The sequence below is a fragment of the Trinickia soli genome (assembly GCF_002879855.1).
Taxonomy (GTDB): domain Bacteria; phylum Pseudomonadota; class Gammaproteobacteria; order Burkholderiales; family Burkholderiaceae; genus Trinickia; species Trinickia soli.
On record NZ_PNYB01000003.1, the window covers coordinates 264,789 to 283,433 of the forward strand.

The 18,645-nt window shown below is 67.0% G+C and carries 19 protein-coding genes and 2 pseudogenes; 10 read left to right on the plus strand and 11 right to left on the minus strand.

The features are described from left to right. Positions 1 to 13: 13 nt before the first annotated feature. Positions 14 to 430, minus strand: a complete 417-nt coding sequence (locus C0Z19_RS05430; protein ID WP_102608763.1) for a MarR family winged helix-turn-helix transcriptional regulator — start codon at positions 428 to 430, stop codon at positions 14 to 16. 245 nt (positions 431 to 675) lie between these two features. On the opposite strand from C0Z19_RS05430, the gene C0Z19_RS05435 reads away from it, so the two are divergent. Then, positions 676 to 1,680, plus strand: a complete 1,005-nt coding sequence (locus C0Z19_RS05435) for an LLM class flavin-dependent oxidoreductase (RefSeq protein WP_102608764.1) — start codon at positions 676 to 678, stop codon at positions 1,678 to 1,680. 40 nt (positions 1,681 to 1,720) lie between these two features. On the opposite strand, the gene C0Z19_RS05440 is transcribed toward C0Z19_RS05435, so the two are convergent. Next, complete coding sequence (locus C0Z19_RS05440) at positions 1,721 to 2,602, minus strand: hypothetical protein (protein ID WP_102608765.1); 882 nt, start codon at positions 2,600 to 2,602, stop codon at positions 1,721 to 1,723. 81 nt (positions 2,603 to 2,683) lie between these two features. Beyond that, positions 2,684 to 3,034 (minus strand): hypothetical protein, encoded by a 351-nt coding sequence (locus C0Z19_RS05445; RefSeq protein WP_146012001.1) that lies wholly within the window; start codon positions 3,032 to 3,034, stop codon positions 2,684 to 2,686. Positions 3,035 to 3,311: 277 nt separating this feature from the next. Between C0Z19_RS05445 and C0Z19_RS05450 the strand changes: the two genes are divergently transcribed. The 4 genes from C0Z19_RS05450 (at position 3,312) to C0Z19_RS05465 (ending at position 6,511) form a co-directional block, all read left to right on the plus strand. Beyond that, positions 3,312 to 4,277 (plus strand): metallophosphoesterase family protein, encoded by a 966-nt coding sequence (locus C0Z19_RS05450; RefSeq protein ID WP_102608767.1) that lies wholly within the window; start codon positions 3,312 to 3,314, stop codon positions 4,275 to 4,277. A gap of 129 nt (positions 4,278 to 4,406) precedes the next feature. After that, positions 4,407 to 4,694: a cupredoxin domain-containing protein gene (locus tag C0Z19_RS05455; RefSeq protein ID WP_102608768.1), complete on the plus strand. Its 288-nt coding sequence runs from the start codon at positions 4,407 to 4,409 to the stop codon at positions 4,692 to 4,694. 28 nt (positions 4,695 to 4,722) lie between these two features. Then, complete coding sequence (locus tag C0Z19_RS05460; RefSeq protein WP_175083923.1) at positions 4,723 to 5,544, plus strand: RNA polymerase sigma factor; 822 nt, start codon at positions 4,723 to 4,725, stop codon at positions 5,542 to 5,544. After that, on the plus strand, positions 5,531 to 6,511 hold the full coding sequence (locus tag C0Z19_RS05465) for an anti-sigma factor family protein (protein ID WP_102608769.1): 981 nt from the start codon (positions 5,531 to 5,533) through the stop codon (positions 6,509 to 6,511). Before C0Z19_RS05460 ends, C0Z19_RS05465 begins: the two co-directional genes overlap by 14 nt. Positions 6,512 to 6,559: 48 nt before the next feature. Here the strand turns inward: C0Z19_RS05465 and C0Z19_RS05470 are convergent, their stop codons facing one another. From C0Z19_RS05470 to C0Z19_RS05480, 3 genes are read right to left on the minus strand one after another with little or no spacing between them, the layout of a single operon-like run. Next, entirely contained in the window at positions 6,560 to 7,192 is a 633-nt protein-coding gene (locus C0Z19_RS05470; protein WP_102608770.1) for a PqiC family protein, read from the minus strand. Further along, positions 7,189 to 8,499: an MlaD family protein gene (locus tag C0Z19_RS05475; RefSeq protein WP_102608853.1), complete on the minus strand. Its 1,311-nt coding sequence runs from the start codon at positions 8,497 to 8,499 to the stop codon at positions 7,189 to 7,191. The genes C0Z19_RS05470 and C0Z19_RS05475 overlap by 4 nt, the downstream gene beginning before the upstream one ends. After that, positions 8,496 to 9,701: a paraquat-inducible protein A gene (locus tag C0Z19_RS05480; RefSeq protein WP_102608771.1), complete on the minus strand. Its 1,206-nt coding sequence runs from the start codon at positions 9,699 to 9,701 to the stop codon at positions 8,496 to 8,498. Before C0Z19_RS05480 ends, C0Z19_RS05475 begins: the two co-directional genes overlap by 4 nt. A gap of 352 nt (positions 9,702 to 10,053) precedes the next feature. Between C0Z19_RS05480 and C0Z19_RS05485 the strand changes: the two genes are divergently transcribed. The 4 genes and pseudogenes from C0Z19_RS05485 to C0Z19_RS05500 all read left to right on the plus strand — a co-directional run bounded on the left by C0Z19_RS05485 (position 10,054) and on the right by C0Z19_RS05500 (position 13,162). Then, entirely contained in the window at positions 10,054 to 10,824 is a 771-nt protein-coding gene (locus C0Z19_RS05485; RefSeq protein ID WP_102608772.1) for a CoA transferase subunit A, read from the plus strand. 54 nt (positions 10,825 to 10,878) lie between these two features. Then, complete coding sequence (locus tag C0Z19_RS05490; protein WP_233196007.1) at positions 10,879 to 11,592, plus strand: CoA-transferase; 714 nt, start codon at positions 10,879 to 10,881, stop codon at positions 11,590 to 11,592. Between the two features lie 146 nt (positions 11,593 to 11,738). Continuing rightward, positions 11,739 to 12,380, plus strand: a pseudogene (locus C0Z19_RS05495) (2-hydroxychromene-2-carboxylate isomerase); the annotation flags it as partial. A 62-nt stretch (positions 12,381 to 12,442) separates the two neighbouring features. Next, a complete protein-coding gene (locus C0Z19_RS05500) occupies positions 12,443 to 13,162 on the plus strand; it encodes a Crp/Fnr family transcriptional regulator (RefSeq protein WP_102608774.1) in 720 nt (239 codons plus the stop codon). A gap of 87 nt (positions 13,163 to 13,249) precedes the next feature. Here the strand turns inward: C0Z19_RS05500 and C0Z19_RS05505 are convergent, their stop codons facing one another. Both C0Z19_RS05505 and C0Z19_RS05510 read right to left on the minus strand, forming a co-directional pair. Further along, entirely contained in the window at positions 13,250 to 14,416 is a 1,167-nt protein-coding gene (locus tag C0Z19_RS05505) for a DUF1501 domain-containing protein (RefSeq protein WP_425330232.1), read from the minus strand. Positions 14,417 to 14,418: 2 nt separating this feature from the next. Next, a complete protein-coding gene (locus tag C0Z19_RS05510) occupies positions 14,419 to 15,855 on the minus strand; it encodes a DUF1800 domain-containing protein (protein ID WP_102608776.1) in 1,437 nt (478 codons plus the stop codon). Positions 15,856 to 16,082: 227 nt separating this feature from the next. Here C0Z19_RS05510 and C0Z19_RS05515 point away from each other — a divergent pair, with 227 nt between their 5' ends. Continuing rightward, positions 16,083 to 16,568 carry an aminoacyl-tRNA deacylase gene (locus tag C0Z19_RS05515; protein WP_102608777.1) on the plus strand — a complete coding sequence of 162 codons (486 nt, stop codon included), beginning with the start codon at positions 16,083 to 16,085 and terminating at the stop codon, positions 16,566 to 16,568. A 104-nt stretch (positions 16,569 to 16,672) separates the two neighbouring features. Here C0Z19_RS05515 and C0Z19_RS05520 read toward each other — a convergent pair whose 3' ends face one another. From C0Z19_RS05520 to C0Z19_RS05530, 3 genes and pseudogenes are all read right to left on the minus strand, one after another. Beyond that, complete coding sequence (locus tag C0Z19_RS05520; protein ID WP_102608778.1) at positions 16,673 to 17,191, minus strand: periplasmic heavy metal sensor; 519 nt, start codon at positions 17,189 to 17,191, stop codon at positions 16,673 to 16,675. Beyond that, positions 17,188 to 17,622, minus strand: coding sequence for a hypothetical protein (locus tag C0Z19_RS05525; protein ID WP_102608855.1), 435 nt, complete (start codon positions 17,620 to 17,622; stop codon positions 17,188 to 17,190). The genes C0Z19_RS05520 and C0Z19_RS05525 overlap by 4 nt, the downstream gene beginning before the upstream one ends. A 28-nt stretch (positions 17,623 to 17,650) precedes the next feature. Further along, a pseudogene (locus C0Z19_RS05530) lies at positions 17,651 to 18,325 on the minus strand (RNA polymerase sigma factor); the annotation flags it as partial. Between the last annotated feature and the right edge of the window lie 320 nt (positions 18,326 to 18,645).

Here is an 18,645-nt window from a genome sequence, read left to right on the forward strand (position 1 = left end):
CATCTAACAAACATCATTCCAGCGCCGAGCGGACCGTGCGAATCTGCGCGACCGCATCGACAAACGTGGCCGCGCCCATACGCGCCTTCAAATGCGCCGTGACCGCAGCGCTGGCCTCGTTGAGCGGGCGCTTGATCGCCAATGCTTGGGCAGTCGGGTAGATCGCCACCTCACGCCCGTCGCCTTCGACGCGACGACGCTCGATGTAGCCGCGCTCCTCCAGCCCATCGAGCACGCGCGTGGCGGTAGGACGCGCAATCGACAACACTTCCGACAACTCGCGCTGAAGCATGCCGGGACGATCGAGAATGGCGCGCAGCATAAAGCCCTGCGGCGGCGTGACCCCGAACGGCTCGAAGGCTTCGGTCCATTCGCGCTCGAGACGCCGCGCAAGCGCCGATGTATTGAAATAAAGGCATTGATCGAACATAGGCGGCACTCTACCGAATACTCGTTAGCTATGCAACGATCTCTTACGATTCGCAACATTTGCAAGCCGCTCCGGGGAGTGGCACAGAAGCCCTCATTTCCGCAGGGGTTTCCGAGGCCTCGTCAGCGGCGAAAGCGGCCGTTTGGCACAATGCCCTCTTACTTTTTCTTCTCCGCGATCTGGCATGGCAGCGTCGAACGCGTCACGCGATCGTGCCGACTCCCGCCCCATAGCGCTTGCACAAGATGATCCCTTTCTCGGTTCTCGATCTGTCTCCCATCCCGCTGGGTCAAACGGCGGCCGACGCTTTTCGTCATTCGCTCGATTTGGCTCAGCATGCCGAGCGCTGGGGATACAAGCGCTTCTGGCTGGCCGAGCATCACAACATGCCGGGCATCGCCAGCGCCGCGACGGCCGTCGTCATCGGCCATATCGCGGGCGGCACCCGCACGATCCGCGTGGGCTCGGGCGGCATCATGCTGCCGAACCACGCACCGCTCGTGATCGCCGAGCAGTTCGGCACGCTCGCCTCGCTCTATCCCGGCCGCATCGATCTGGGCCTCGGCCGCGCCCCCGGCACCGATGGCACCACCGCGCGGGCATTGCGCCGCGATGCGCTGCAGGACAGCGCGGAACGCTTCCCCGAAGACGTGCTCGAGCTGCAACGATACTTCGCCGAGCCCGTCCCCGGCCAACGCGTACGCGCCGTCCCTGGCGCGGGCCTGAACGTGCCGATCTGGCTGCTCGGCTCGTCGCTCTTTTCCGCACGATTGGCCGCCGGGCTGGGCCTGCCGTTCGCATTTGCCTCGCACTTCGCACCGGCCGACCTGCTCAGCGCGCTCGATGTGTATCGGACGCAGTTTCGACCGTCGGCTGGGCTGGACAAACCCTATGCGATCGTCGGGGTGAACCTGTTTGCTGCGGATACGGACGCGGAAGGTGCGCGTCTTTTCACGTCGCTGCAGCAGCAGTTCCTTCTGCTTCGACGCGGCACGCCCGGGCAGTTGCGTCCTCCGGTGGATCGGCTCGATGCCGATGAGTTCGAGCTCGCGGGCGTGCGTCACGCGCTTTCTCATTCCGTCGTCGGCAGCCCGGAAACGGTGCGCGCGGGGCTCGAATCGATCATCGCGCGAACCGGCGCGGACGAGCTCATCCTCACGGCGCAGATCTACGATCACGCGGCAAGGCTGCGATCGTTCGAAATCGGGGCGCAAGTGCGCGATGCGATCGCAGCGGCCGCGCGCTCCTAGCGGCTCGCGCGGTTCCTGCCCGGGCCTGTCGGCGCACGGATCAAGCGTTCGCTGCTACCGGCCGCCGCTGTGCCCAGCGCCAGAACAGTGCGGTCAGCAACCCGAGCGCGCCGGCCGCAAGCGTAAGCTGCCCCATGCTTGCCAGCGCCATCAGCACCGGGCCGGCAGTGAAGAACGGATAGAGGAACGAGGACAGCAGCTGCTTCTTGAGCGCGAGGATCAATACGACGAACAACGCAGTCTGCGCAAGCGGACGGCCCGGCAGATGCCGCCACACCAGCGCGATGCAAGCGAAGCTGGCCAGCGCCGGCTCGATGGTCGTCGCATAGGCTGCCATCATGATGTCGACGCCATAAGGCTGCTTGCACCATCCGGCGCTCGGCAACAGATCCGACAACTGCGCGTAGATGGCCCGCTCCATCATCGACACGCCGGGCGAGACGACGAACACCAGCATCAGCGCCACCGCCACGCCCGCTGCCAGCCGCGCCCAATACGGGCGAAACTGACAGGCGCCGGCCGTCAATGCGGCGGCCGCGGCGAAATAAGCGGCGGGCCGGACGGCCGAGAGCGCGCCGAAGAACCAGCGTAGTGGGGTTGTCGTCGAACAATAGCCCGTCATGAACGCATTCCTGACGGTCCCGTTCAGGCACGCCAGCAGCGCGAACAACAGGAAGATGCGCATGGCCCCCGAGCGAATCCCAGGCTGCGCCTGCAAGCAGCCGTACAGCCAGATTGCCGCGCACGTCATCACGGCAGCGTTGAGCAGTTCAGGGAATACCGAATCGAATGTCGGATTCGTTATGTTCAGCCACTGCACCATCGCGATGTGAATGCTGAGCGCGAGTGCACCCGTGAGACACACCCCGACGGCCAGGCGCGGCCATCGCACAGCGGCGAACATGGTCGGCGCGTCATTCATATCGGCCCCCTTCCCTTTAACAAAATAACGATTGGGGGCCGAATATCGGACGGAACGAGGACCGACGATAGGCGAATCGTCTCATTCTGCCGCGGCACCAGGGCAACGGGCGCGCAATGCGATGGCCGTGCGCTCGATCGTCGGCTCCCGGATCGAGCGCGGGCCTTTCGATTGCTGCTCAAACGGAGAGACACGATGCGGCGCAACGGCCGCGAAGGAGTAGCCGATGGACTCGATAGATTCGATGGATTCGATCGCTCGACAGTTGGTGCGCGCCGCCATGGTCGCGGCGCTTTTCTGCGCCTGCGCGGGACCTGCGGCCGACGCCTGGGCGCAACGCGCGACGAAGGAAGTGGGCGCTTCCATGGTGCAGCCGCCGCAGTCGCCCGCCAGCGGTGTCAGCGCGCACAACCCCGACAACATGCCGATCAAACGGCCCCGGCCATCGCCGCATGATCCGATTTCACGGCAGCCGCCCGCCAGCGCCACCCACGCGAAGTAGCGGATCGGCGCTCAAGGCAATGCCCCGGCGGCCGGCGTCGGCTGCCCGCAAGTTCTCCCAAGGAATATTTTCGACTCTCCCCCGGTAACGCATATCGAGGGCTGCGCAGCGGGTGACGGTCACCATGATGGCCGTTGCCGACATCGCGCACAGCGCCCTTCGCCGGCTCACGCACGGTGTACCCCTTTCGTTTTCGAGGAGAGCAAGATGGACCACGATGACGCCCCTGGCGACCACGCATCCACGGACCGCCGCCGTTTTCTCAAATGCATGGCGTGGGCCGGCGCCGGCACGCTTTGGACGATGCATGCCGGTGTGCTGCAGGCGCGCATGCTCGGAGGCGAAAGCGATGCCGGCGCGGCAGCGGACGCGCTGAAGGACGCCACGTTCAGCTTCGTGCAGATCAGCGATTCGCACATCGGCTTTACCAAAGCGCCGAACCCCGATGTGACCGGCACTTTGCGAGCGTCGCTCGCACGCATCGACGCCCAACACATCCAGCCCGATTTCATCATTCATACCGGCGACCTCACGCACCTGTCCCGCCCCGACGAGTTCGACACGGTCGATCAGTTGATGCGCACCTCGCGAACGAAGCGTGCGTTTTTCGTGCCGGGCGAGCACGACGTGATCGGCGATAACGGTCGCGAGTTCTTCCATCGTTTCGGCGAACGGCAAACGGAAGGCGGCTGGTACAGCTTCGATCACCACGGCGTCCACTTCGTCGGGCTCGTCAACGTGCTCAATCTGAAAGCCGGCGGGCTCGGTTGGCTCGGCCCCGATCAACTGGCATGGCTCAAGCAGGATCTGGCGGCGCGCTCGTCCGAGACGCCCGTCGTGGTCTTCGCCCACATGCCGATGTGGCAGCTCTATCCGGCCTGGGGTTGGGGCACCGACGACGCCGGCGAAGCGCTTTCGATGTTGCGCCGGTTCGGCTCGGTCACGGTGCTCAACGGACACATCCATCAGATCCAGCAACAGGTCGAAGGGCAAATCACGTTCTATACGGCGCGCTCGACCGCTTATCCGCAGCCCGCGCCCGGCGTCGGTCCGGGGCCCGGCCCGCTCAAGGAGATCGCGCCCGGCCAGCTCGCCAGTTATCTCGGCGTGCGTGAAGTCCGGCACGTACACGCGGGTCGCACGCTCGCGCTGACCGACGAGGCGTTGTCATGAAACCCTTCACCCCTGCCCGCCGCACGCTGCTTTCCGCGCTGTCCGTGACGCCGCTGCTGCTGATCGCGGGCACGCGGCGGCTACGCTGCGTCGAACGCTGTCCGGCATGCGGCTGCCTCCACCGCCGACATGGCCCACACGGCCGCCGATTCCGCACAGGCCGGCCCGTCCTACCGCATCGAAATTCACAACTTCGCCTTCTCGCCGAACCCACTCACGGTGCCGAAGGGCGCCCGCATCGTCTGGACCAACCGCGACGATGAGCCTCACACGATCGTCAGCGCGGCCGGCGCATTCCAGGCGTCTCGGGCGCTCGATACCGACGATTCGTTCGCGACCGTACTCGAGCAGCCTGGCACCTACGCCTATTTCTGCGGCATCCATCCGATGATGGTCGGTAAGATCGTCGTGCGTTGAGCACCGAGCGATGCGCAATGAGACCGCCATGTTCGAAAAGTACGCAGGCGCCGCGCGACGCCAGGGCACGCGGTTCACTGTGGTGCGCACTGTCACCGCAGTCGAGCCGCATGGGAATAAACTCGACGCATCTCCGGTATCGCAACGGTCAACCAAGGAGGCGCTCCCGGTGGCCGAAACCGACAAGCAAGCGAACGATGCGTTCAGCAAGCGCCCCTCGCAAAGCGAAGAGGCGGGCGCTGACGTTGCCGGCGCCGAGTCCGGCGACGCCGAGCGCAGTCGCCGCTTCGCGCAGGTGGCGCTGCCGCACCTGGACGCCGCCTACAATCTCGCGCGTTGGCTCAGCGGCAACCCAGGCGACGCCGAAGATATCGTGCAGGAAGCGTTCATGCGCGCGCTGCGCTTCTTCGATACGTTCCGCGGCGAGAACGCGCGGCCCTGGCTGCTCGCGATCGTGCGCCGTACCTGGTACACCGAGTGGGAGCGGCGAACGAACGCGCGTGAAGTGGCACCGTTCGACGACGCGCTCGATCAGATGAGCGTGTTCGAGCCGATCTGCGAGACGCTCGCCGACCCGCAAACGTTGCTGCTGCAAGGGGAACATGCGCGGCTCGTGCGCGAAGCCCTGGCGAGTTTGCCGGTGGAGTTTCGCGAGGTCCTGATTTTGCGCGAACTCGAGGACATGAGTTATCGCGACATCGCCGTCATCGCGGACCTGCCGGTGGGCACGGTGATGTCGCGTCTCGCGCGCGGCCGGCGCAAGCTCGCCGCGTTGCTTGCACCGCTCGTCGGCGACATGCGTGCGGGCGCGGAAACGATCGCCAAGGAGGGCCCCGATGGATTGCAATGAAGCCCGCCCGCTGCTCGACGCTGCAACGGACCGCGAGCTCTCGGCGGCCGACGCCCAACGCGTCGAGCAGCATCTGGCCGCCTGCGCCGAATGCCGACGCGAGGCGCAGGCGCTGCGCGCTCTCAGCGAGACCACGCGCGCGGCGCAGTACTTCCATGCGCCAGACGCGCTGCGCGCCCGTCTCACTGCGGCACTGTCCGCCGTCGAAGCGCCGACGCATCGCGATCGGCACAACCAGCACAACCAGCACAACCAGCGCGACCAGCGCGAATCGACGAATGCCGTCGAAGCACCGGCCTCGCCGCCCTCGGACATCGTCGATTCAGCAATGGGAGAAACGCACGCGAAGAAGCCCGGTCGGGGCCGTTTCGGCTGGGTATGGAGCGCATGGCCGGCCTCGCGCGGCGCGCGCACTTCGTCCCAACGTCCGAGCAGCGTGCTCGGCTGGCCGGCCGCAATCGCCGTTGCCGCGATCGCGCTGGCTGCAAGCCTCGTGCTCGTCTCGCACCGGCCAAGCCCGGCCGGCTCGCCGCTCGTCGACGACCTCGTCGCCAGCCACGTCCGCGCCCAACTGTCAGGACACGATATCGACGTGGTCTCGTCCGATCAGCACACGGTCAAACCCTGGTTCAACGGCCGCCTCGACTACGCGCCTCCCGTCGAAGATCTCGCCGAAGACGGCTTCGCGCTGGCGGGCGGCCGGCTCGACTATGTCGACCATCGTCGCGTCGCCGTGCTCGTCTATCGCTACCGCAAGCACATCATCGACGTCTACGTCATGCCCGCAACCGGCTCCGGCGCCCGCGCGCCGACCGCCCTCACGAGCGACGGCTATGCGCTGGCCAGTTGGCGCGCGCGCGGCATGATCTGGTGGGCAGTCAGCGACGCGGAGCCGGCCGTGCTCGCGCAATTGCAGACCGCGCTGAACAACCGCCTGGATCGCGCGCAAGCCGGGGCATTGCAGTGACGCGTCGTTGAGCGGCGCGCGGTCGGGTACTTTTTGCGGGGGAAACGATCAGCGCTGCGCCGCGAGCGAAGCCGCGATGTGGTCGGCCAACTGCCCCAGTACGCGGCTCATCGCATCGGCGATCGCGCCCGAATCCGCCGACGACATCGGCTCGCTGAGCACGACGTTCTCGGTCAGAAGAGCTTTGGCCGGCTGGCCCGATGTCAGGGTCCAGCTTCCTTCGAGGACCAGTTGCCCCTTCGAACCGTTCGGCATGTTCGACCCGTTGGACGCCTTCGTATTCGCGCGCAGATCGAGCACCGTCACGACGATGCCCCGCGTTCCGTCGGGCGCCGGTGCATCGGGCAGCACGAACGTGCCGGCCGGCAGGCGCGCAAGCAGATCCTGAGCCAACGTGCGTCGCATCATCTGCGCCAAAGGCGCGCCCCAATGGTCGCCGTCACGCACCGAGAGCGTATGCGTCGCGTCCTGGGCGACCACCTCGGGCCGATCGAGCGACGCCGGCACGCGCACGGCGCCAAGCTGGACCCTCGGCCCCTCGGGCGACCCGATCGCACCCGTGGTTTCGAGCGGTGCACGCGGCGGCACGGCGTCAAGCGAAAAGTAGCGGGTCGGCGGGCTGTGCCCGCACGCGGCCAACGCCAACGCAGCCGGCCACCACCACATCGATCTCGATTTCATTGCCCGCTCCCTTGCTTGCCGCGCACCAGCGCTTCGGGGTGCCGATCGAGGTAGTCGGCCAGCGCGCGCACCGTTCGCGCCATGTCGGTGAGTTCGCGCAGCGTGTCCGGCAAGTCGTTCTGATTCATCGGATCGCCGCCGATCGTACGATTGGCGGCGGCCACGGCGCTGTCGGCCTCGCGCGCCGTTTGACGCAACTGCGTGACGAGCGGCCCGACTTGCGGCGAGACCTCCCGCAACGTGCGGTCGATCTGGGCGATCGATCGGTCAAGATGGTCGAGGCTATCGGCGATTTTCGGCGACGAGGACAGGGTGCGAATGTGCGCTGTGATGCGGCGGATATCGTCGCCCGTTTGCTCGATCGGCAAGGCGTCGATCTTCGTCATGACGCGATCGACCTTCGACATGACCTGATCGGTTTTCGCCATGATCGCGTCGACATCGCCCGACGAGGCGGCCGGGATGTCGGTCTCGTCCGCTCGCGTCGCCAATGCGGCGCTCGGCGCACCCGGCACGAAATCGAGCATCACCTCGCGCGCGCCGATCAGCGGCGGGTCCTGCGAAACCCGCGCGCGCAAGCCCGATGCGATCAGGCGCCGCAACATGTCGTCGACGACGGGACGCCAGTCGCCATTCGCCGGTTTGGCCGTGTCGGGCAAACCGAGCTTCGACGAATCGAGCGCGATTTCGACCGGCGTATCGAGCGTGCCCGTGGCCGCGTCGTAGCGGAGCCCGACATGGACGACCTCGCCGACATGAAAGCCGCGCAACTGCACTTGCGCACCTTCGTCGAGTTGCCCGACGGCGCCCGGAAAGCGGATCACGTACTTCACGACCGGCCCACCCGGCGCATACGATCGTTCCCCGCCGACGAACCGTCGCGTAGCCGGCCCGCCCCCCGGCACCATCACGATCTCCGGCCCGCCGAGCATCGCCTTCGCCGTGGATAGATCGCTCAAGTCCACATGCGCGCCCTTGACCCAGAAGCGGGTGCCTGCGCGCAGATATCGCTTGGCGCTGCGGTCGATTTCGGCTTTGACGTCCACATGGCGGCCATCGTCATCGAGCGAGACGTCCCTGACTTCGCCCACTTTCACGCCGTGCAGCGTGACGGAGGTGTCGTCGACCGTCATGCCGTAAGCATCGTCGAACACGAGCGTCACGGTCTCGCCGCCATGGACCAGCGCGCGGATGCCCAGCCACAGCGCGACACCGCAGGCCGCGATCGGCACGGACCAGATCCAGCCGGGCCAGCGCGTGCGCCGCAAGTCGGCCGCCTCGGTGCGCATTTCGCTTTGCTCGCTCATGTGCGCCTCGCTTGCGCGGCGTCCCACATCAGCCGCGGATCGAAGGCGCGCGACGCCGCCATCGTCAAGACGACGACGAGCGCGAATGCGGTCGCGCCGTCGGCCGGCCGCGAACTGGCCAAGCCGCCGAACTGGATCAGCGGCGCGAATGCGGCGATCGTAAAAACGTCGACATTCGACCACCGCCCCAGTTCGTCGATGAGCCGGTGCAGGAACGTCTTCGTGCGCAAATGCCGCTTCGATCCTCGCAGCGACGAGACGATGAACCATGCCATGCCGAACAATTTCGCAAAAGGAATGGCGATGCTCGTGCAAACGATCAGGATGCCGAGCGGCCACAAACCGGCCTTGAAAAGCTCGGTGACGCCGTCGATGATCCGGTGCCGGACTTCATGCCCCATCTCGAGCGAGCGCGTCATGGGATACAGATTGGCGGGGAAAGCCAGCACGAATGCGGCCAGGCTCAACGCGGCGGCGCGCGAAATCGCCGCGCGCTTGCGCTTGCGAAGCTTCAACCCGCAGCGTGGGCATGGGCGCCCCGCATCCTCGATCGGCGCGACCAGATCGCACGCCGTACACGAAAGCACGCGTTCGCCGGGCGCGACATGGCGCTCGGGCGCGATTGCACGCCAGACCGTGCGGCGATCGAGCGTCGCACGCGTGACCATCGACATGAACGCCGCGGCGACGAAGCAGTAGCCGCCCGCGTCGATCGACCCCGTCAGGTTTTGCATCACACGCGTATAGCCGACGAAGCAGCCGAGCAGAAAGACATCGGGCATGGCCCAGGCATCGAGCCACAGGGTCCAGCGATAACAGGGGCCGAGCCAACGCGGCCGCCAGCCCATCAGCACCGAGGCCAGCACGGCCGATAACGCGCTGAAGCGAACGAGCGGGAGCACGATGCCGGTCAGACCGAGCACCAGGGCCAGCAATTCGAAGCCTTCCCGCCACATCAACACGATGCCCGATGCGAGCACCGCCGAGCGCTCCGAGCCCAACAGGTGGACCGTCATCAGCGGCGACAGATTCCCCGGCAGCAGCAGGACGAAAGTGGTCAGCGAGCAGGCGAGCGCGGCAGCGACCGAGCGGCCGCTCGCGCGTTCGAGCGGGTAGTGGCAGACGCGGCAGCGGGCGAGCGTGCGTCCCGCCAGCGCGGACGTGTGCGCCAATGCGCCGCATTCGGGACAACCGATCGTCATATCGCTTCGCGCACCGATCGGAACGCCGCCCTGCTCTTGCAGGCGCAGGCTGTGACGATTTCGCGGGCCCAGGGCCTCGCGGCGAGGAAACAGATACAGCGGGACATCGTAACGGCCTCCCTACGCGATGGCGTCAGTAAACGGGGACAAAGGAACGAGCATGGGGCAAGCACGCGGCGTTCCCGGCATCCGTTGCCCACCGCCCGCCGGCAACTGTCATCTGGAAGACAACTTCGAATCGCGCCCGCTCCTACACTGCGGCGCAGCAGGTGACACGAAAGCGGGCGAAGCGAAGCGCGGCCGCCCCGCATGGGCAGGGACGGGTCGTTTTGCATGAACAGTGGGGAGACAGATGCGATACGCAAACAAAGTCAAATCGATCGAGGCAGCACTCGCGCCGCTGCGTTCGGGCATGCGTCTCATGCTCGGCGAGTTCGTCGGCGCGGGGGAAGCAGCCTGCTGCATCGAAGCGCTGCTCACCAGCGACATCCGCGACCTGACGCTGATCGCGAATACCCCGGGCTTGCGGGGCGGCTTCCTGAAGGCGCAGCTTTTCGCATCGGGGCAATTGGCGGAATTTATCGGCACGCATGTCGGGACGACCGACGAGTCGACGTCGGCCTATTTGACCGACGCCGTCCGCGTCACCGAGTTCTTCCCCATGGGAACCTGGGCCGAAAAAGTACGCGCGGGCGCGATGGGCCTGGGCGCCGTGCTCGTGCCGGTCGGGATCGGCATCCTCGATCAGCCGGGCATGTTCCCCGCGCGCGCCCAGCCGAAGGAAAAGCTCGCGCTCGACGGTCGCGAGTTCTTCGTCGAACGGCCCCTGACGGCCGACGTCTCGATCATCAAGGGCTGGCGCGCCGATATGTTCGGGAACGTCGAGTTTCGCGGCACGTCGCTGCAGAATCAGCGCGAGATCGCCATGGCCGGGCGCTACACGGTGGTCGAAGTGAACGAGATCGTCGAAGTCGGCGCGATCGCGCCCGAGCGCGTCGGCTGCCCCGGCGTATTCATAGACGCCGTCGTGCAGGGGCTCACGCTCGAAGCCCAGCATGCCCTTTACAAGGCTCAATGGGCGAAGCTGGGCCGTCTGCCGCAAGACACCGCCGCGAGCGCCTGAGGGCCGGGCGCCGTTCGAACGACTGCCGAACGACAAGCGCCCCGGCAATGAACGATGACCGACCGATCCATCCGCGAGGAGACCACGATGCTGACCCGCACCTACCCGACCGATCCCAAGCAACGCATCGCCGCACGGTGCGCACAGGAGTTCATCGCCGGAGAAGTCGTCAATCTCGGCCTTGGCATCCCGACCCTGACAGCGAACTACCTGGATGCCGACGCCGGCATCATCTTTCATACTGAAAACGGCGCGTTCGGGTTCGGCGGACGGCCTTCGCTCGCGGCCCTCGACAGCGACTGCACGAACGCCGGCACCGAGCCGATCACGCTGCCGCCCGGCGCCGCGCTGATGGATCTGGCCACTTCGCTCGGCGCAATGCGCAACGGTTATCTGGATGTGACGATACTGGGCGCGCTGCAAGTCGACGCACTCGGGAATCTGGCCAACTGGGCATGCCGCCGCGACGGCAAGTGGTGGCCCGGCATCGGCGGAGCGATGGACCTGTGCTACGGCACGCCGAAAGTCATTGCGGCGCTCGCGCATACGGACAAGCACGGCCGCTCCAAGATCCTGCCGCGCTGCACGCTGCCGCTGACGGGACGCGCCTGCGTCAAGGTGATCGTCACCGAACACGCCGTCTTCGACGTGGCCGAACAGGGCTTGCTGCTGCGCGAAATCATTTCGCATGCGACACTCGACGACGTGCGCGCCATGACCGCAGCGCCGTTCTCGCTCTCGCCCGCTTTCGAGCAGGTTGCGCGCTGAGCGGGCGGCCCGCCGGCGAATCCCATCACGCGCTGAGGCGCGGTCGGGCTACACCGGCGCCACGAGTCGCCGTCGCCGTCGCCGTCGCCGTCGCCGTCGCCGTCGCCGTCGCCGATTCGACATCCAACCTCGGGAGAATGCCAACGATGTCCAGTTCCGCCGCCGGCCGCTCGGCCGAATGGTTCTTCGATTTCGTCTCGCCGTTCGCTTATCTGCAACTCGAGCAGTTCCACAAGCTGCCCGCCACGCTGACCGTCGAGCCGCGGCCGATGGTGCTCGGCGCGATCCTCGCCCATGTGGGGCAACGCGGCCCGGCCGAAATCGCGGCCAAACGCGTTTTCACCTATCGGCATGCACTTTATCGAGCGCAAAAGCTCGGCATCGCCTACACCATGCCGCCCGCGCACCCGTTCAATCCGATCAAGACGTTGCGGCTCGCCATCGCCATGGGCGGTTCGCTCGAAGTCATCCAGCGCATCTTCCGCTACATCTGGCGCGACGGCCGTGACGTTTCCTCGCCTGAAGGGTTTGCTTCGCTGTGCGAAGCCATGGGCTATCCGCAAGGCGTCGAAGCCGTGGAAACGGCAGCGGTCAAGGATGAACTCAGACGCAACACCGACCGCGCGCTCGCACTCGACGTGTTCGGCGCACCGACGTTCGTGCTCGACGGCGAATTGTTCTGGGGAGAAGATGCGACCGATATGTTCGTCGACTGCGTGGCTTCGCGCGACTGGCTCGATTCGGCGGAGGTGAAGCGCGTGAGCCAACTGCCGATCGGCATTCAGCGCAATACAAGCGATGCTGCTGCGAACAAGCCTACCCCAGCGGCGGCCGCGCCTGCCCCGAGCGCATGAGCCTGACCTTGCCGCGCAGCGACCCCGATCCGGGCGGACCGGGCATCGGCCGCGCGCGGCTCGCGCATATCGCCGCCTGGTCGCTCGATTTGCCCGATGACGAAGCCGAGCGTGCGTGCGCCGGTATCGTCGAAAGAACGTTCGCGCGCGGCGCCTGCATCTGTCCGAAGAATACGACGCTCGAAAGCTGGACCGGCGTCGTCTCGGGTCTCGTCAAAGTGGGCGCCGTCTCCTCCGAAGGCCGCAGCGTCACATTTACGGGGGTGCCGGCGGGTGGCTGGTTCGGCGAAGGCACCGTACTGAAGAACGAGCCGCGCCGCTACGACATCGTTGCGCTGCGCAACACGCGCATGGCGTTCATGGACCGGGCGACGTTCATGTGGCTCGTCGAGCACAGTGTCGTCTTCAACCGCTTTCTCGTGCGTCAACTGAACGAGCGGCTGGGCCATTTCATGGCATTGCTCGAATACGACCGCATGCTCGATGCGACACCGCGTCTCGCGCGTTGCATCGCATCGCTGTTCAATCCGGTGCTCTACCCCGGCGGCGGCGATCATCTGGAAATCACGCAGGAAGAACTGGGCTTGCTGTCGGGGATCACACGGCAGGTGGCCAATCAAGCGCTCAAAGCGCTGCAGAAAGATGGCGTCGTCAGGCTCGAATACGGCGGCGTGACCGTGGTGGACCTGGAACGGCTGCGCAACTACGGGGCGTAAGCCCCGATGCGGCGCAGCCGGAATCGCGTCTGCGGTCGATCAGTCAGGCGCCCAGTGCCCGCGCACCCAATCCTCCCTCGTCTTCGGTCACACGGTGACGAGCCCTGTCAGCGGTTTCGTCTGCCGCGTCTGCGGAAAGAGCGATGCACCCGTGCGCTGCGGATCGAGGCCGAAGGTCTCGCTCGCCGCCCCGGCGAGCAGGGCGTCGAGCGACGTGGTCGGCTGCAGGTCTCGTCCCTCGTAGAGATCCGCCGGGCGCAGCCCCGGCCAATCGGCCAATACGCGGCCGCCGCGCACGCCGCCGCCGAGCAGCATCGCCGCCGACGCGGTGCCGTGATCGGTGCCGCCCGTGCCGTTGACGGCGGCCGTGCGGCCGAACTCGGTAGCGACGACGACCGTCGTCTTCGCCCATACGGGGCCGAGGCCGTCGTGCAGCGCGCCCACCATCGCATCGAGCGCCTTGAGCTGCGCCGCAAGGCGCGCGGTCTGCCCGCTATGCGTGTCCCAACCGCCCGTTTCGATCATGGCGATGCGGGGCCCGTCGTCGCGCGCCAAAAAACTCGCGGCGACTTTGCCCAGACCTGCGGCGTCGCCGTGTGCGCGCGTGCCGCCGGCCATATCGTGCGCGGACATCGCCGAGCGCCAGAGCGGCCCCAGTTGCGCGTCGTTTTCATACAGGGCGCCGACGCGCAGCAGCAGGTCGTCGGGCGCGCTTGGCAGACCAGACGGCGCGTACGAGGCAACGTCGACCTTGCCGCGCAGCGCCGCGGGCACCGTCGGCGCGAACGCGATCGCCTGCGCACGGCTCGGCCCTACCAGCGCGACCAGGCGATTGAGCCAGCCGTCGCGCACGCTGTAAGGGGCATTGCTGCCCGTTTCGAGCACGTTTTGGCCGTCGAAGTGCGAGCGATCACGGTATGGCGTGGCCACGGCATGCACGAACAACGCCTGGCGCTGCGCGTAGAGCCGGGCCGTTCGCTGCAACGACGGATGCAGCGCGAAGGTGCCGTCGAGTCGCGTCGCAGCCGGTCCGGTCGCGCCGGCCGACACGTCCACGGCGATCGGGCCGCGCAGCGTCGCGTAGGCCGGCTCGGCATACGGCACGACGATATGCAGGCCGTCCGCCGCGCCGCGTTGGATGATGAACACGAAACGGCGATCGGATTGCACGCTCGCAAGCACCATCTGCGGGGCCACGAGCATCGCACCGGCGCCAGCGGCCGTGATGCGTAGGAAATTGCGGCGAGACGTCATGCTCATCTCCTTTGGAAGTCGGGCGAAACGAGCAGCAGCGCGAGCGCCGTGGGCGCGCTCTCGGCGCGCGACACCGCGAGGGCCGTCGCGGGACTGAGCGAACCGGCCGTCAGGACCGGCCCGAGCGTGCGGGCATCGACACGATCGCCGACGCGCGCAGCGATCCGCTGTGCGAGCTCGACGCGCCTCACGAGCGCATCGGGCGCGGCCCAGCTTGCAGCGACATCGTCGTAGCCGGCCGGCGAACCGGGCCGCCAGACCGGTTGTCCGAGCTGCGTCAGCAGCGGCGCCGCTTTGACGCCGTCGAGTTCGCGCGCGCCGAGCCCGCGCAGCGTCGAAATCGTCCACTCCCAGGGCGTTTTAAATTTGACCGGGGTGTGCGTCCATGCGTCGTTCGAAGCGACGAGCGCGCGATAGACGGTCGGTAGATCTCCACCGCTCGATTGGAACGCATGCGCCAATCGAGCGACGAGCGCTGCGCTCGGATCGTCGCCCGCGAAGTGCCGGGCGAGCTTCGTCGCCACGTGCCGCGCGGTGGCGGGTGCGGCCGCGAGATCGTGCAGGACGGCGAGCGCTTGCGCCTCGTCGCTCTGATCGTAGCGGCGGCCCATGATGGTTCGCTCGCCGGGCTCGTGCAGCCGGGGGCGGAACACAAAGGTGCCGGGCGTCCCGTCGGCTGCCTTCGGCCCGACGATGCTCCAGCCCGTCAGGGCGCGCGCGAATTCCGTGACGTCGCCTTGGGTATAGCCGGTGCGCACGCCGAGCGTATGAAGCTCCATGATTTCGCGGGCAAGGTTCTCGTTGAGCCCCAGCTTCGCTGCCCTGCGAGGGGGCTGCTGCTGCCCTTGAACCGGCCCGGCGGGAGACCGAAGCGCGCGCGCATCGGCACGCAGGGCCGCCATGCTATCGGGCCCGACCGAGCGCACCTGGTCGAGAAATATCTGCATCGCGGGATGCCGTTCGACGGCGAGCAGCATGTCGTCGAAGCGGCCCAACACGTGCGGTCGGATCGCTTCGGCCTCGAACGCACCGGCCAGGGCCGCGACCTGCGGCTTCTCCGTCGAAATCGCGAAGTGGTTGCTCCAAAAATGCACGAGCCGCTCGATAAACGGCGCACCCGTTGTCAGCGCGCTTTGCACGCGCGCATCGACGGCGTCGCGGTAGGCATCGCGCACTTCCGTGCGGACCATTTGCCGCGCGGCGACTTTGCTTGCTTCGCCGGCGCCGCTGACCGCCTGTTGTCGCGCGGCGGCCAGCGACTGTTCGAGCGTCTGCGCATTGGGCAACTGCGCCCAGGCGGGCGGGCTCGGATCGTATCGATCGAATTGCGCAAGCAGCCATGCTTTCGGATCGGCGGGCGGCGGCTCGTCGTCGCGGGCGCCGAGCCCGAAACGGTTCAGCGCGATGGCCGCTTCGGTCAAATGCGGTGAATCGGTCATGCTGGTCTCGCTCCCTCTGTCGATGTGGCGTCGCGATGGTGCTTTAACGGCGCATGCAGACGTCATCCGTCGCATTGCTTCAATTATTTTTTTAAGCGACGGAACGGCTATCGGCGTCGATGTCACATATCACTGGCGTCCGCTCGCAAACGGCCTATGCTACGAGAACGCCGCCCTCGCGCTTGCCGGGCACGGCCGCCCGCTCTTTCCTCCTACGGAGGTCCGCCATGTCGATGAGTCCCACGCTGGAAGCCTGCCTGCAAGGCAAAGGCTGCCAATACGAAGTCATCCACCATCCCTACAGCCACTCGAGCATCGAAACGGCCGCGGCGGCACACGTGCCCGGCGATCGTTTGGCGAAAACGGTATTGCTCGAAGACGAACAAGGCTACGTCGCGGCCGTGCTGCCGTCGACTCACGCGGTCCGCCTCTCGGAAATCTGGGAAATGACCGGGCGCCACCTGACGCTGGCCAGTGAAACGGACATGCGCGAGCTATTCAAGGATTGCGAGCCCGGCGCGCTGCCGCCCGTCTGCACCGAGTACGGCATGATGACTTTCCTCGACGAAAGCCTCGCGCAGCAACCCGATATCTACTTCGAAGCCGGCGATCACGAAGAACTGGTGCATATGAGTTCGGACCAGTTTCTCGCCTTGATGGACCGCGCCGAACGGGCGCGCTTCGCCCATCGCATGCAAGGCGTGTCGATGTGAAATCGGTCTGAGGTCGGTCTGACGTCGGTCGGAGGTCGGCTTCAGGTCGGCTTCAGGTCGGTCCGAGCAGGACAGACGCCCGCCAGCGCGGCGCGGCGCGCCGCTCATTGCCCGTTCGCATCGGATGTCTGGCTTGGCTCGCGCGGCCGCTTCGCCAGTGGCTCCCGCCACTGCCCGCGCAACCTCAGACCCTGCGCGAAGGTCGCGCGCTCGGCCGGTGTGAGCGTTTGGACGAACGCGGCCACGGCCGCCTCGACGCGTTCGCGCACCCGGCGATCGGCTGCGCGCGTGTTTTCGAGCGCCGTGTCGAGCGCAGAGCGGTCGAATTGCGGCGCAGCGACGAGCCGCAATACCTCCCGTCGCCCTTCGCGGGCTTGCTGCGCAAGCGGTCGGGCCTCGCGCCGCGCTTGGCGCAGCGCATCCTGGAACTGCCGTTGCCGCTCCGGCGAGAGCGCTTGAGCGGCGTAACGCAGCGCCGGTGGGGCCCCGGCCGCCGCGACGGCGGCTGGCGAGTCGTGCCGGGCCGAAAACCAGCGATAGGCGCCGCCCGCGATCGCACCCAAGAGAAAAATGTTCAGCGCGAGCGAGCCGATGCAGAGCGCTTTGATGGCACGTGTCGTCATTCGACGCTCCCCTCGCCGCCCGTCGCATCGAATCCCGTCGAGAAATACGAGGACTCGTGCGGCGCCGGCCCATGCTCGCCCGTCACCATCAGTAGCGACATCGCCATCGCCCCGGCCGCCAGCCCGGCGATGCCGGCCCCGGCCAGCGCCGCCCCCGGCACCCACCAGAAGCGGGGCCGCGCGCCCCTGAGCCCGGCCCGGCCAGCCCCCTGCGCCGAAGCGACGATGCGGCGCTGCAGCGCACGGCTGGCCGGCTCGACGAGATCCGCAGCCAAGCCCGCGTCCACAGCCGCGGCCGCGGCGAGCCACTGCTGCGCCTCGCGCGGGTGCGCTTGTGCGAACGCGCATGCCGCCGCGCGCTCATCCGCGGGCCAGCGGCGCGGGTCGGCGCCGTAGGCGTCGACAATCCGAGCGAATCGTTCCGAGGTCATCGTCGTCATCGATCTTCCTTGCAAATCGTCATCGTTTGCGCGTGGCGGCGGAACGCTCGCCCTCGCGTGCGGGTCCGGAATGAGCCGGCGGCGGTGCGTTCTGCGCGGCTTCCGTCAATTGGGCGCGGATGGCCCGTCGCGCCCGCACGAGCAGGCTTTCAAGCGCATCGACGCTGATGCCCATCAAGCTCGCCGTTTCCGCGTTCGACAGTTCCTGGTAATAGGTGAGCACGAGCGCCTCGCGTTGGCGCGGCGGCAAGGCCGCGAGCGCCTGTCGCACGCGCGCGCCGTGCTGGCGCGCTTCGAGCGCTACTTCGGGCCCGCTCGGCGCGAGCGCCTCGTCCTCGGGTGGCGCATCCTCCGGCGCGGGGTCGGGCGTTTCGCGCCGCGCGCGCAACCGGTCGTAGCAGAGGTTCATCGCGACGCGGTGCAGCCAGGTGTCGAAGCGCGCCTCGCCTTCGCGCCAATGCGGCGCTTGTTTCCAGATCCGCACGAAGGCCTCCTGCGCCACGTCTTCGGCCTCCATGCGATCGCCCAGCATGCGAACGGCCAATGCGAGCAATCTCGGCAGCTTGCGCGCGACGAGCTGGCGCACGGCCGATGCGTCGTCGCGCGCCACGCGAGCCACGAGTTCGGCATCGAGATCGCGCTCGCTCAATATGGCCCTCTCTCGCTCTGGATGCGCCCCGTCATCGAATTTGTCCGATCTCCGAACATCGCGCCGTGTCTTAGCCGGTAAAACCCATTAAACGGACGGCGCGGCAAAACCCGTCGCGAAACGGCCGCGAAAGGGTGGACAGCCGCGGGCGGAGCACTGCAGTTGGTCAACCGCGGGTCACAATCTGCGGCACGAAGCGCCGCCAGACGGAGCCTAACGCAGTTGGCGTAAGCCCCGACGCGGATTTTTTTGAAAACCTTTACGCTGCGAGGGGACCGGCATAGAGTCAATACGCAATAAACGCCGGCCCACGTCCGCAATACCGTTAGTCCATCTGCTGCACGCTTCGCCTCGAGGAGTGATTT